The organism is Methylobacterium sp. UNCCL125, assembly GCF_900116795.1.
Taxonomy (GTDB): domain Bacteria; phylum Pseudomonadota; class Alphaproteobacteria; order Rhizobiales; family Beijerinckiaceae; genus Methylobacterium; species Methylobacterium fujisawaense.
In genome coordinates this window covers 21,139-33,644 of sequence record NZ_FPBW01000044.1, presented here as the reverse complement: position 1 = coordinate 33,644, position 12,506 = coordinate 21,139, and the positions used below count along the sequence as shown (strand labels likewise).

The window sequence follows — 12,506 nt, the reverse complement described above, 5'->3', positions numbered from 1 at the left end:
GATCCATTTCAGAAGTAGCCGATGGCCTTCACGATTATTGTCGACATTTAGCCGATGCCCATCGCCCAACCGGTAGGCGTCAAGGGTATCCTTAGCTATGTCGATCCCGATGGTCTGCTGCATGTTTCGCCTCGCCGCTTCGTCTTGTCATACGGGCCCGAAGCCCCTGTATCCGTTCAAGTCGGTGAAGGTTTTGGAGAGCGGCCACACTCAAGAGCGGTCCTGTGTCGACCAAGAGAATTTCGGCCCGCATTCCCCTGCATGACGGGCAACGACCCTTCGATGCAGCCCCAGCCAAGGAGCCATTCCTTCATAAGACAAGAGGAGGCATTCCCCATGGCCGAGTCCGGTACAAAAGTGTCGGTCAGCAGCGACGGGTCGGAGCGCGCGTCCGCAACGGCCGAATGGCGTCCGTTCGAGAATGTGCGCCGGGACATCGATCATCTCATCGACGACCTGGCGCGCAGCCTGAAGCGCGTGCCCTTCGATTTCCTCGGGGCGGCCACCACGCCGTTCACCGGCGGCGCGCTGTGGCAACTGTCTCCCGTGGCCGACATACAGAACAAGCCGACCTGCTACGAAGTCACGGCCGAGCTTCCCGGGATCGATAAGAAGCATGTCGAGGTCAAAGTCACCGACGGCATGCTGATGATCAAGGGGGAGAAGCGGCAAGACCAGGAACGCAAGGGCGAGGGCTTCTACCTGTCCGAGCGCCGGTTCGGCGCCATCGAGCGGGCCTTCCGCATGCCGCCGGGCGTCGACGCGAGCAAGATCGAGGCGGTCCTCAAGAACGGCGTGCTGACGGTGACGCTGCCGAAGACCGCGGAGGCGAAGGCCGAGAAGACGATCGCCGTTCAGGCCGCGTAGCCGGCTTTCGAACGCGAGCCCGGGGCGGGCCCGACGCGTCGGGTCGCCCGCCCCGGAGAACGACGATCCTGTTCCGGGATCCGCGCAGCGGGAGGGTGGCGATGGCCGAGCGCATCTTTCGCGACCGCGCCGAAGCGGGCCGGGAACTCGTCAAGGGACTCGCCGCCTTCGCCGGGCGCTCCGACGTCGTGATCCTGGCGCTGCCGCGCGGCGGCGTTCCGGTGGCGGCCGCGGTGGCCGACGCGCTGCATGCGCCCCTCGACGTGTTCATCGTGCGCAAGCTCGGCGTGCCGGGCTACGAGGAACTCGCCATGGGCGCCATCGCCAGCGGCGGTGTGCGGGTTCTCAACCAGGACATCGTCGCGTCCCTGAAGGTCCCCCCCTACCTGATCGACGCGGTCACCGCGCAGGAGCAAGAGGAGCTCCTGCGGCGCGAGCGCGTCTATCGCGGCGGGCGTGCGCCCGCCGATGTCCGCGGGCGCACCGTCATCCTGGTGGACGATGGCCTGGCCACCGGCGCCTCGATGCAGGCCGCCATCCGGGCGATCCGGCAGCGCCAGCCGAAGGAGGTGGTCGTGGCCGTGCCCACCGCCTCCCGCGAGACGGTCGAGCGGCTGAAACACGAGGCGGATGCGGTCGTCTGCGCCGACCTGCCCGAACCGTTCTGGGCGGTGGGCGCCGCGTACCGGGATTTCACGCAGACGAGCGACGACGAGGTGCGCCGGCTGCTCGGGCGCGCGCAGGCCGCGGGCGCGGCCGATCCCGCCGCGGCGCACGCCGACGACGCGCCGGACCCCACGGTCCTCCGCCGCCTGCGCGCGGCGGCGATCCCCCTGGAAGGCGGCCCCGACGACTACGATCCGCTGCTGGCGCTGATCGGCGAGGCGCGCTTCGCGCTCCTCGGCGAGGCCTCCCACGGGACGCACGAGTTCTACCGGGAACGGGCGGAGATCACCCGGCGGCTGATCACCGACAAGGGCTTCGGGGCCGTGGCCATCGAGGCCGACTGGCCGGATGCCTGGCGGGTGAACCGCTACGTTCGCGGCGACAGCGACGACCTCGACGCCGTCGAGGCGCTCGCCGGCTTCCGCCGCTTCCCCACCTGGATGTGGCGCAACACCGAGATGGTCGAGTTCGTCGAGTGGCTGCGCATCCACAACCAGGGCCTGCCGGCGCAGGCGCGGGTGGGCGTGTACGGCATCGATCTCTACAGCCTGCGCGCCTCGATGAAGGCGGTGCTCCGCTGCCTGGAAGCCGTCGACCCGGCCGCCGCCGCGGTGGCGCGTACGCGCTACGCCTGCTTCGACCGGTTCGGCGACAGCGGCCAGGCCTACGGCTTCATGACCGGGCTGAAGGGCATCGGATCCTGCCAGGAGCAGGCCGTCGCCCAGCTCCTGGCGCTGCAGCGGCGCACGGCCGATACCCTGTCCTGGAGCGGCAGCGCCGATGGCGAGGAACTCTTCAACGCCGAGCAGAACGCACGCGTCGTCAAGAGCGCCGAAGCCTATTACCGCACGATGTTCCTGGCGGAGGTCTCCTCCTGGAACCTGCGGGACCGCCACATGGCCGACAGCCTGGAGCGGCTGGTGGCGCATCTGGAGCGCCGGCCCGGCCCGGTGAAGATCGCCGTCTGGGCGCACAACTCCCATCTCGGCGACGCCCGCGCCACTGCGATGGGCGAGCGGGGCGAACTGAACCTGGGGCAGCTGCTGCGGGAACGCCACGGCCGCGCCGTCGTGAGCGTCGGCTTCACCACCTACGCGTGGACCGTGACGGCCGCCTCCGACTGGGATCAGCCGGCCGAACGCAAGCGCGTGCGTCCCGCGCGACCCGACAGCTACGAGGCCTTGTTCCACGCCCTCGGCATAGGCCGCTTCCTGCTGCCCCTCACCCTCGGCGGGGAGGCGGAGCAAATCCTCCGGACCGACCGGATCGAGCGGGCGATCGGCGTCATCTACCGGCCCGATACGGAGCTGCAGAGCCATTATGCCCGAGCCTGCCTTCCGGAGCAGTTCGACGCGATCCTCCACTTCGACGAGACACGCGCGGTGACGCCCCTGGAGCGGACGGCCGAGTGGGATGCGGGCGAGGTGCCGGAAACCTTCCCGGTCGGCCTCTGAGCCGCCGGCGCGATCCTCTCCCCAGCGGAGGAGCTGGCCATGGACGAAATCCTCGCCCCGCGCGAGCAGCAGATCCGGATTCCGGCCGCCGCGGCGTTCCTGGCGGCCGACCTGCACGTTCCACGCACGCCCCGCGGCGTCATCCTGTTCGCGCACGGTTCCGGAAGCGGCCGCTTCAGCCCGCGCAACCGCAGCGTCGCGCAGGCGCTCAATGCGGTGGGCTTCGCGACGGTGCTGGCGGACCTTCTGACCCCGAGCGAAGAGACGGCCGACCGCCGGACCGGCCAGCTGCGTTTCGACATCCCGTTCCTGGCCGGGCGGCTGCGCTCCGTGGCCGCGTGGCTCTCCGGCCAGCGGGATCTGCGGCGGCTCCCGCGGGGCTATTTCGGCGCGAGCACCGGGGCGGCGGCCGCGCTGATTGCGGCCGCCGCCGAGCCGGATCAGGTCGGGGCGATCGTGTCGCGCGGCGGCCGCCCCGACCTGGCGGGCGCGACCCTGGCCCGCGTGCGGGCTCCGACGCTGCTGCTCGTGGGGAGCCGCGACCCCGAGGTTCTCGCCCTGAACGAGGCGGCCCTGGCCCGTCTGACCTGCGTCAAGCGCCTGGTCGTCGTGCCCGGTGCGTCGCACCTTTTCGAGGAGCCGGGGACGCTCGAGACGGTGGCACAGCACGCGGCGCGGTGGTTCCGGGAGCACCTGAAGGCCGATACCTCCGGCGCCTCGGTTCCGGTATCCTGACGGCGCGGAGACGCGACGGCCGCCCCGAAGGCCGCGACCCGCGCGACCGGTGCATCGCCGACGCCCAGCCCATCACTGACGCCGGAGAGCAACGGCCGTCCGGCGCGGGGCCTGCCCGGCTCCGAGGCCGTCGCGTGCGGCCTGACGGGCGGCAGGCATGTCTGCAGGCGTATCTGCGTCTCGTCCCTGACGGGCTCCGAAAGCGTGCCGCGCCTCATGGCCGGATGGCCTCGGCCTCCTTGAGGCTGAGGATGTAGTCGATGACCGCATCCATCTCGTCGCGGTCGAGCCGCAGGCTCGGCATGCGCTGGTGGTGGCTCTGCAGGAAGACGTTGAGCGCCAGTCCGGTCGTCGAGGGCATGTTGGCGATCCGGACGAAGGACGGTCCCATGGCGTCGCCGGCCTGCGGGACGCGACCGATGACGTGACACGGGCTGCAGAGCTGCGTGGCGATGGTCCATCCCCGGAGGCGGTGACCCTCGTCGGGATCGGCCGCCGCGGCGCCGGTTCCGACCGCCAGAAGGCCGGCGAGGAGCGCCGCGCAGGCGGCGGGCCGCGAGACCGTCATGGCCGCCTCGCGATCCGCAGCAGGGCCGTGGCGGAGGCGACGGCCAGGCTCCCGAGAACGACATGCGCCCAGGTCGCGCCGTCATTCGCCGCGAAGCCGAGGGCCCAGGGTGCGACCAGCGTCCAAACCCCGACGAGCAGGACCGTCCGTTCCAGCACGGCCCGGAAGCGGATCTGGTTGGCGCCGTAGAGCATGATGATGAGCAAGCCCGGCAGCAGCGCGGACCCCGCCGCACGGGCATGGTCGGTGAAGGCCAGCACCCACGCCGTCAGCACCAGCGCGATGCCGGCCGTGTACTGCAGGATGCTGACCAGAATCTCGTCCGTCCGCCACGTCGGCGATTGTGTTGGGGCCGGGTCCGCGCGGGACATGATCTGCCTCCGATAGGACCGGCCGGGCGCCGCGCCACGGCCGGTGTTGAAACCATCGCCGCGGCGCGGCGTCAGGCGTGGACCTCGGCGATGACGCAGCCGGGGTCGACCACTTGGTTCACGGGGGCGAGGACCGTCAGGCAGCCCTCGGCCGGCGAGGCGATGTCGTGCAGGGCATCGCCGATGCGGACGGCGGCCACGGCCTCGCCGGCGCGCACGCGCGCTCCGTCCGCCACGAACCACCGCTCCAGAATGCCCTCAGGCAGCATGCTGGTGGACCAGAGTTCCTCGGCCACATGCACGTCGGCCATGGTCGTCTCCCCTGTCGGGGCGCCCGTCGCGGGGCGCCGCTTGTAGAGGAGGCCATCCGGGAAGGACGCGCTTTGATCTGGATCACCGCGCGGCTGCGGGGCCGCTTGAGCCAGGTCAATGAGGTCCGCGGTGTCTCAGGCAGGGTCGAGGGAACAGTCGTCCGGTCCAGCGCCATGCTCCTCGCCATGACGGCCAGCGTCGCCCTCGTCGTGTCCACGATCCTGGTCCTCTACGAGACGCTGCGGCTGACCTCGGAGCACCTGTCCGAGCTGCCGGTCCCGCCGCGGGTCCGCATCCTGGCCGTGGTGCTGATGACCTTCGTCGGACACACCGTCGCCGTCTGGATCTACGCCGGCGCCTACTGGCTGCTCGTGCTCCGGCTCGGCATCGGCACCTTCGCGGGCGCGCCGGTCGAGACCTTCGAGGACTGCCTGTACTTCTCCGTGGTGGCCTACACGTCCCTCGGGTTCGGCGACCATTTCCCGACCTCGCACACGCGGCTGCTCGCCGGGGTCGAGGCCCTCAACGGCCTGCTCCTGATCGGGTGGTCGGCCTCGTTCACCTACCTGGCGATGGAGCGGTACTGGCCGCTGCACGGGAAGACGCAGGCGCACCGGGCCGCCCGGGCGGCGGCCGGCATCGGGACCGAGCCCAGCCGAGACCGTCTCTTCCCGCCGGCCCCGGAAACCTGACCGGGCGCCCATCCTTGCGCTGGATCAAGGCCGCCGGTCCCCGTGGGCCCCAGGCTGAAGGGATTCTCGGACAGGAGGCGCACCATGCGCCAATACCTCGTGACCTTCCACAAGGTCGTGCCGGACGATAGCGGCCACGACCACCGTATCCTGCAGCATCAGGTCATCGTCCCCGCCCGGTCGGAGGTCACCGCGGCCTGCGCGGCCCAGGCGCTGTTCTGCGAAGCGGCCGGCATCGTCGACTGGCGTCTGCGGGCCGACACCTGCCTGGTCGCCCAACTGTCCGAGGCCACGGTATAAGGAGGCATCCCCATGAGCCACGATCTCACCGCCCCCGTGCATTGGCAGGGCCGGCAATGGGCCGTCACCGGCTACGGCATCGAGGCGCTCGACGGCATGTACCATGTGCCGTTTTCCGAGATCCCGGAGGCCGAGGCCGGGCCTCCGGACTGGCTGGAGAATCTCTGGCACCGCTACGGCACCGACCGGGACGACCTCGCGGCGGCCCTCAGGGTGGCCCGCTCGATCCGGTTCGCGGCGAAGCCGGCCGCGTCGCGTTCCGCGGCATGAGCCCGGCATGAGTCCGGCAGGAGCCCGGCACGGCCCTGTGCGGTACGGTCACGCCGCCCTTGACCTGGCGCAACGCGGACCGGACCGACCGGTCCATCCTGGTCGCACCGCAACGGCACCGGGAGACGGGCGATGAGGAGCGGACCAGGGGACAGGCCGGTCGTGCTGGTGGCGGAGCCGCAGGCCCTGCCGGGCATGTGGCTGGAGGACGTCCTCGTTGAGGCCGGCTGCGCGGTGCGCGGACCCTACGGAACCAGCGCGGAGGCGGCCCGCTGCCTGGACGAGACGCCTCCGGACTTCGCGGTGGTCAGCATCGACCTGAATCACGGCTCCGGCTTCCCGCTGGCCTGCGCCCTGCGCCGGAAGGGTATCCCCTTCGCCCTGATCTCGGGCAACGCACGCGTTCCGCGCGCCTTCTCGGACGTGCCGCAGTTCGACCGGTTGTTCGAGGCCCGGGCGATGGTCTCCACCGTGACCGCCGGCTGCGCCGTTGCCGGCGGCACCCGGGCCTGCCCGATGCCGGATCGGAGGCCGGCGGGCGCCCCCTTTGCGCTGGATCAATGCCCGACCGCCTGCCGGGCCTAGCGTCGGCGTGGACCGGGCACGGCCTGGACGTCATCGGAGGAGACCGACATGGGCGACAAGCTGATCCGCCAGAACGTCATCGACGAGTTGGACTTCGACCCGAGCATCGACGCCGCACATATCGGCGTCGCCGTCGAGAACGGCATCGTCACGCTCACGGGCCACGTCGCCAGCTACACGGAGCGCGTCGCCGCCGAGAAGGCGGCCCAGAAGGTGCGCGGGGTGCGCGGCGTCGTCGAGGAGATCAAGGTCCGCTTCGGCGGCGAGACGCCGCCGCGCGACGAGGACCTCGCCCAGCGCGCCGTGCAGATGCTCGACTGGTCCGCGACCGTGCCGAAGGGTGCGGTGCAGGTGAAAGTTCAGAACGGCTGGGTGACGCTGACCGGCCGGGTCGACTGGCAGTATCAGAAGGAAGAAGCCTACCGGTCGATCAAGCGCCTCGCGGGCGTGGCCGGCATCCTCAACACCATCGAGGTGGCGCCGAAGGCGAGCGTGCCCGATGTGCGTGCGAAGATCCTGGCGGCGCTGAAGCGCAACGCCGAACTCGAGGCGGACGCCATCAAGGTCACCGTCAAGGACGCGAAGGTCGTCCTGGAGGGCAAGGTGAACGCGTGGCACGAGCGCCGGCTCGCCGAGAACGCGGCGTGGTCGGCGCCGGGCGTGCGCGCCGTCGAGGACCACCTGACGCTGGGCTGACCGACGCGGGGCTGAGGCCCGAACCGACGGGAGGCGCCGGCCGGGCCCGCCGCCATCCCGCCGCCATCCCGCCGCCGTCCTTCGAGCCGGAGACGTTCCATGACCTATGCGAGCATCATGGTCGCCATGGACCTGACGGATGGCGCGCGAAACCGCGTGCGCCTGGCAGGCCGCCTCGCCGACGACTTCAACGCCCGCCTGATCGGCGTCGCCGCGGAGCAGCCGGCCTATGTCGTCCCGCCGGTGGGCCCGACGCCGGCGAGCGCCTACGCGCTGGCCGATTCCGGCGAGACCGTCCTGAACGACCTCCGGGTCGCCCACGAGGCCTTCGCGGCGGCGGCCGGCGGCCGCAACCGCCTCGAGTGGCGCTCCAACCTCGATGTCCCGGTGGCGTTCCTGGCGGCACAGTCCGCGGCCGCCGACCTCGTGGTGGTCGGCCGCGGAGTCCCCGGGCCCCCCCTGTTCGCGGTGGATCCGGCCGATGCGGTCATGCAGCTCGGCCGTCCGGTGCTGGTGGTGCCGCCGGATCTGGACCATCTCGACGCGAAGCGCGTGGTGGTCGGATGGAAGAACACGCGCGAGGCGCGCCGGGCGGTCTGGGACGCGCTGCCCTTCCTGAAGCGCGCGTCGGAGGTGCTCGTCGTCTCCGTCGACGACGGAGCCAGCTCCGAAGGGCAGGATACCCTCCGCCTCCTTCAGGCCCATGACGTCTCCGCCATCCGCGTCCGACGCGATGCCCAGGGCGAGTTGGTGTCCCTGGCGCTCGTCGAGGCGGCGGCAGAGCATGGGGCTGACCTGATCGTCACGGGCGCCTACGGGCACGGGCGTCTGCGCGAGTGGGTCGTCGGCGGCGTCACCCGCGAACTGCTGGCCGGCGCCCCGGTCTGCTGCCTGATGAGCCACTGAGAGCAGGGATGGGCGGCATGTCCGATACACGCACCCGCATGATCCCGCACGGCGGCTACGTCGTCGTCTGCGACGGCCGCAAGGCCCTGGTGCTCCGCAACGTGAGCGTCCACCCGAAGCCGGACCTCCAGGTCCAGCTCGCGTTCGAGGCGCCCCCGAACCCGCCGACCCACGCGCAGGGCACCGACAGGCCGCCGCGGGTCAGGCTCGGAGACCAGCGCAGCGCCATCGCGCAGACGGACTGGCATGATCTCGCCGAGCGACGCTTCGCGAAAGCGGTCGCCCACGCGCTGGACGCCTTCGATCCGGTCACGGCCCTGATCGTCGTCGCCCCGCCGAAGACCCTCGCCGAGATGCGGCGCGCGTTGCCCGAGCGCCTGCGGCGGGTCGTCGTGGCGGAGGTCGACAAGGATCTGACCAAGCATCCGGTCGAGGAGATCGAGCGCTGCCTCGCCAATGCCTGACCCCGCGCCAGAAGCCGACGCGCCAGAAGTCGACGCGGCAGGGGCCGACGAGGCCGGGACGCCGCCGGCCCCATGCCCGGGGGACTGGAGCGCGGCGGACGCCGCCGCGGCCCGGGTCCTGATCGACGCCATCCTCTCGCGCCACGGGGCGGCGTTCCGGGACTTGTTCTGGCGCGCCGTCGATACCGGCTACAATTGCGCTCTCCGGCCGGATCCGGACGCAGAGGCGCAACCGGCGCCCCCCGGACCCGGCTGCGGCGGTGGAACCGCATCGCGACCGGGCGCCCGGCCGAAACCGAGCCCTCTGCCCAGGCCCGCACTCAGTGGGCCATGAGAACCGGAATGCCGGCGTGTTCGATGACATGGCGGGTGACGCCGCCGAGCAGGAACTCGCGCACGCGGCTGTGCGTGTAGGCGCCCATGGCCAGCAGGGAGGCGTTGCGCCGTCCCGCCTCCGCCAGGATCGCCGCGCCGACCGGGGTCCCGTCCTCGACCGGCAGACTGACGGCCTCCGCCACGATGCCGTGCCAGCGCAGATAGGCGCACAGATCCGCTGCCCGCACCTCCGCGAAGCGCTCGGTCTGCGCGTGGACGACCGTGACGCGCGCGGCCTCGTGCAGCAGCGTGATGGACTGGCCGATCAGGCGCGTCGCCTCCAGGCTGCCGTTCCAGGCGATCACGACGTGGTCCAGCAGGTCGTGGGGGATGTGTTCGCCGACGACCAGGGTCGGCCGGCCGACGGCGAACAGGGCGGTGTCGAGGGCGCGGCCCGTGAACGGCTCGTCCGGATCCGGGCGGTCGACGATGACGAGGTCGTTGACCCGCCCGGTCAGCGTCAGGAGCGGCTCGACCTCTCCGGAGAGTTCGGTCCACGTCGCGAAGGTGGCGTCCAGGCGCTCGGCCTTCGCGATCACCGGCACGCCCGCGCGTCCGCACCACGCCTCGAAGGCCGCCTTGCTCTCGGCCGCCGATTCCCGGACGCTCTGCTGGATGGCCTCGATGGTCGTGCCGTCCATCGGCACGAGGCTCGCCATGGCGGCCAGCACGTGCTCCGGGCCGGGCGCCATGAAGGCGACGCCGATATGCGCGTGCAGGCGCCGCCCGAGGCGCAGGGCCGCGTCCAGCCGACGCGTCGCGTCGATCCCCGGGCCGGTCGGGACGAGGAGGCAGCGGAGGTACATCGAGGCTCTCCCTCAGCGTTCCAGCGATTTCAGGTAGGCGATCAGGTCTTGCGCCTGGTCCGGATCGAACCGGAACTCGGGCATGGTCGGGTGGCCCGTGCGGATCCCCTCGGTGAGCGCCTCGCCGAGATCCTCGACGGGGTAGCGCGTGTGGAGATCGCGGAAGGGGGGCGCGGCCCGCAGCGGGCTTTCCCCGGCCCGCCCGATGGCGTGGCACCGGGCGCAGTTGGTCCGCGCGAGGGTCTCGCCTTGCCGGATCTGCAGGTTCCAGGCCGGCGCCGGCACGGCGGGCAGAGGGGGGAGGGCAGCCAGGACGCCGGCGAGAAGGAGGCGGGTCGTGCGCATCAGTGGCTCATCAGGCAGCAAACGGTGGTGGTCTCCAGCATCTCGCGGGTCGCGCCTCCGAAGACCCACTCGCGCAGCCGGGAATGGCCGTAGGCGCCCATGACGATCAGATCCGCCTCCTCCCGCCGGGCGAAGCGGAGGATCTCGTCCGCGACGCTGATCTCGGGCTTGTGCAGCAGGTGCGTGGCGACGCGGATGCCGTGCCCCGACAGGTACGCGGCGACGTCCGTGGCGCCTTCGCGGCGCGCCTCCGGACCCGCGACCGCGACATGGACTTGGTCGGCCCGCACCAGGAACGGCAGGGCGTCGTGGACGGCCCTGCGCGCCTCGCGGGTGTCCTTCCAGGCCACGACGATCCGCTTGGCCGAGAGCCGATGGAGGCCGGGCGGCACGATGAGGACGGGACGCCCCGCCTCCATCAGCAGGCCGCCCGCGGCGACACCCATCGGCCCGGGATCGCCGTCGGCCGGCCCCTGACGGCTCACCACCACGAGGCCGGCGGCGCGGGCCTGTTCCACCAGGAAGGCCAGGGGCTCGGCCAGCGCCTCCCGCCACGCGGTCCTGACCCGCTCGCCGGCCTCGCGCTCGAACAGCGCCCGCCCTTCGGCCAGCTCCTCCTTCGCCCGCGTCTCCTCGATCTCGAAGATGCGCTGCGACGCGTCGGCGCTCTCGACCGGGATCATGGTGACGAGCTGCCGCGCGGCGACGCCGATCAGGGTGGTGTCGAAGCGCCAGGCGATGTCGGCGGCGAGCCGGACGCGGTCGACGGCCGTGGCCCCGCGGTCGACCGAGACCAAGATGTTGGAGATCCGCATGATCACCTCCCGGCGCGGGCCCGTCCGCCCGGCCCGGCGACTGTTGCCCGTGCGGGTGGCCGGGGCCTTGATCCAGCTCAACCGCACCGGGGCCGCCGCAAGCCGCGAGGGCGCGTGTCCCGCCGCGCGGTGGGCGCGATGTCCGGGACGATTGACCGATCGCAATGCCCGGTCCCGCCGGATGGGGACATGAGGTTGCGGATGGAGGTCTCATGCCGTCCGCTTCCGCGATCCTGGCTTCAGGCCTGCCCGGTTTCGGGCCCTCCCGCGACGGGCTGGCGACGCCGCGGACCCTCCCGGCCTTCATCGCGAGCGCGAGCGGCGCCCATCAGCTGGCCCTGGTGGCGATGGCGACGGCCCTCTTCGTGGCGGATCTGGCGCCCCTCGAGCTGCAGCGGCGGGTCGTCAACGCGGCCCTTCCCGGCGGGAGCGCCCGAACCATCCTCCTGCTCGCGGCCCTGTACATCGCGGCTGCCACGGCGATGGGGGCCCTCAAGCTCGCGCTCAACATATACCGCAGCTACGTCAGCGAGAGCGCGGTCCGCCGGCTCCGCAGGACGCTGCTGCAGGACCTCGGCACCCTCGCCCCGGGCGACCGTGCGGCGGTCGAGGGCGTGGAGGTCTCCCTCGTCCTGGCGGAGGCGGAGCCGGTCGGCGCCTTCGTCGGCGTGAGCGTCTCGGAACCGGTCCTGGAGGGCGGCATCGTGCTGGGGACGTTCGGGTACATGCTGTACCTCAACCCGCTGATGGCGGCCCTGGCACTGGCGGTGTTCGTACCGCAGATGGTCTTCGTGCCGCTGATGCAGCAGGCGATCAACCGCCGCGTGGTCGCGCGGACGGGCGCCTTGCGCCGCATCAGCGGCGGCATCATCGGCCGGCACCGACACGAGGCCACGGGACTTCAGGACGCGCGCATCGAGCGGGTGTTCCGGCTCAACATGGGCATCTTCAAGCTGAAGTTCTCGATGAACTTCCTCATGAACCTGATGCACCATGCCGGGGTGGCGCTGACCCTGGGGCTGGGCGGCTACCTCGTGGTGAACGGCGAGACGGATCTCGGGACCGTCGTGGCCTTCGTCGCGGGCCTGAGGCAGCTCAACGATCCGTGGGGCGGCCTGATCGACTGGTTCCGGGAGTGGCGCGTCACGCTGGCAAAGTACGCCCTGCTCCGGCAGGCCCTCGACACGCTCCCGCGGCAGGGCGCCTGAGGCGGCGCTCCGGCCGGGGGCCCCGACGCCCGGCCGGGCCAGATCGCGCCCGCCGATCGCCCGAAACCGCC

Annotated in this window: 17 protein-coding genes; 11 read left to right on the top strand and 6 right to left on the bottom strand. The window is 71.7% G+C overall.

Annotated elements, in window-relative coordinates; all coding sequences use genetic code 11:
• Nucleotides 1–336: 336 nt before the first annotated feature.
• The 3 genes from BM396_RS29335 to BM396_RS29325 all read left to right on the top strand — a co-directional run bounded on the left by BM396_RS29335 (nt 337) and on the right by BM396_RS29325 (nt 3,722).
• Nucleotides 337–867, top strand: coding sequence for an Hsp20/alpha crystallin family protein (locus tag BM396_RS29335; RefSeq protein WP_043387174.1), 531 nt, complete (start codon nt 337–339; stop codon nt 865–867).
• Between the two features lie 101 nt (nt 868–968).
• Nucleotides 969–2,987, top strand: coding sequence for an erythromycin esterase family protein (locus BM396_RS29330; RefSeq protein ID WP_043387176.1), 2,019 nt, complete (start codon nt 969–971; stop codon nt 2,985–2,987).
• 39 nt (nt 2,988–3,026) lie between these two features.
• A complete protein-coding gene (locus tag BM396_RS29325; RefSeq protein WP_043387178.1) occupies nt 3,027–3,722 on the top strand; it encodes a dienelactone hydrolase family protein in 696 nt (231 codons plus the stop codon).
• Nucleotides 3,723–3,936: 214 nt separating this feature from the next.
• Here BM396_RS29325 and BM396_RS29320 read toward each other — a convergent pair whose 3' ends face one another.
• The 3 genes from BM396_RS29320 to BM396_RS29310 form a co-directional block, all read right to left on the bottom strand.
• The gene (locus tag BM396_RS29320) at nt 3,937–4,290 is read right to left on the bottom strand and encodes a c-type cytochrome (protein ID WP_043352630.1); all 354 of its coding nucleotides are present in this window, start codon (nt 4,288–4,290) and stop codon (nt 3,937–3,939) included.
• Nucleotides 4,287–4,661 (bottom strand): SPW repeat protein, encoded by a 375-nt coding sequence (locus BM396_RS29315; RefSeq protein WP_043387180.1) that lies wholly within the window; start codon nt 4,659–4,661, stop codon nt 4,287–4,289. The genes BM396_RS29320 and BM396_RS29315 overlap by 4 nt, the downstream gene beginning before the upstream one ends.
• A 71-nt stretch (nt 4,662–4,732) precedes the next feature.
• Nucleotides 4,733–4,972 (bottom strand): biotin/lipoyl-containing protein, encoded by a 240-nt coding sequence (locus BM396_RS29310; protein ID WP_043352632.1) that lies wholly within the window; start codon nt 4,970–4,972, stop codon nt 4,733–4,735.
• A gap of 174 nt (nt 4,973–5,146) precedes the next feature.
• Between BM396_RS29310 and BM396_RS29305 the strand changes: the two genes are divergently transcribed.
• The 7 genes from BM396_RS29305 to BM396_RS29275 all read left to right on the top strand — a co-directional run bounded on the left by BM396_RS29305 (nt 5,147) and on the right by BM396_RS29275 (nt 8,886).
• Nucleotides 5,147–5,665, top strand: a complete 519-nt coding sequence (locus BM396_RS29305) for a potassium channel family protein (protein WP_043387216.1) — start codon at nt 5,147–5,149, stop codon at nt 5,663–5,665.
• Nucleotides 5,666–5,749: 84 nt separating this feature from the next.
• Complete coding sequence (locus tag BM396_RS29300) at nt 5,750–5,965, top strand: hypothetical protein (protein WP_043387181.1); 216 nt, start codon at nt 5,750–5,752, stop codon at nt 5,963–5,965.
• Between the two features lie 12 nt (nt 5,966–5,977).
• Nucleotides 5,978–6,235, top strand: a complete 258-nt coding sequence (locus BM396_RS29295) for a hypothetical protein (RefSeq protein ID WP_043352639.1) — start codon at nt 5,978–5,980, stop codon at nt 6,233–6,235.
• A gap of 132 nt (nt 6,236–6,367) precedes the next feature.
• Nucleotides 6,368–6,820 carry a response regulator gene (locus BM396_RS29290; RefSeq protein ID WP_043387183.1) on the top strand — a complete coding sequence of 151 codons (453 nt, stop codon included), beginning with the start codon at nt 6,368–6,370 and terminating at the stop codon, nt 6,818–6,820.
• Between the two features lie 48 nt (nt 6,821–6,868).
• Nucleotides 6,869–7,516 (top strand): BON domain-containing protein, encoded by a 648-nt coding sequence (locus tag BM396_RS29285; protein ID WP_043387185.1) that lies wholly within the window; start codon nt 6,869–6,871, stop codon nt 7,514–7,516.
• A 99-nt stretch (nt 7,517–7,615) separates the two neighbouring features.
• Nucleotides 7,616–8,422: a universal stress protein gene (locus tag BM396_RS29280; protein ID WP_043387187.1), complete on the top strand. Its 807-nt coding sequence runs from the start codon at nt 7,616–7,618 to the stop codon at nt 8,420–8,422.
• Between the two features lie 17 nt (nt 8,423–8,439).
• Nucleotides 8,440–8,886: a host attachment protein gene (locus tag BM396_RS29275; protein ID WP_043352661.1), complete on the top strand. Its 447-nt coding sequence runs from the start codon at nt 8,440–8,442 to the stop codon at nt 8,884–8,886.
• Between the two features lie 320 nt (nt 8,887–9,206).
• On the opposite strand, the gene BM396_RS29270 is transcribed toward BM396_RS29275, so the two are convergent.
• Genes BM396_RS29270 through BM396_RS29260 form a run of 3 tightly spaced genes read right to left on the bottom strand, consistent with a single transcriptional unit; the run spans nt 9,207 to nt 11,227 of the window.
• Nucleotides 9,207–10,067 carry a universal stress protein gene (locus BM396_RS29270; RefSeq protein ID WP_043387189.1) on the bottom strand — a complete coding sequence of 287 codons (861 nt, stop codon included), beginning with the start codon at nt 10,065–10,067 and terminating at the stop codon, nt 9,207–9,209.
• A 12-nt stretch (nt 10,068–10,079) separates the two neighbouring features.
• Nucleotides 10,080–10,412, bottom strand: a complete 333-nt coding sequence (locus tag BM396_RS29265; RefSeq protein ID WP_043387191.1) for a c-type cytochrome — start codon at nt 10,410–10,412, stop codon at nt 10,080–10,082.
• The gene (locus BM396_RS29260) at nt 10,412–11,227 is read right to left on the bottom strand and encodes a universal stress protein (protein ID WP_043387218.1); all 816 of its coding nucleotides are present in this window, start codon (nt 11,225–11,227) and stop codon (nt 10,412–10,414) included. The genes BM396_RS29265 and BM396_RS29260 overlap by 1 nt, the downstream gene beginning before the upstream one ends.
• A 212-nt stretch (nt 11,228–11,439) precedes the next feature.
• On the opposite strand from BM396_RS29260, the gene BM396_RS29255 reads away from it, so the two are divergent.
• On the top strand, nt 11,440–12,435 hold the full coding sequence (locus tag BM396_RS29255; RefSeq protein WP_043352660.1) for an ABC transporter ATP-binding protein: 996 nt from the start codon (nt 11,440–11,442) through the stop codon (nt 12,433–12,435).
• Nucleotides 12,436–12,506 lie beyond the last annotated feature (71 nt).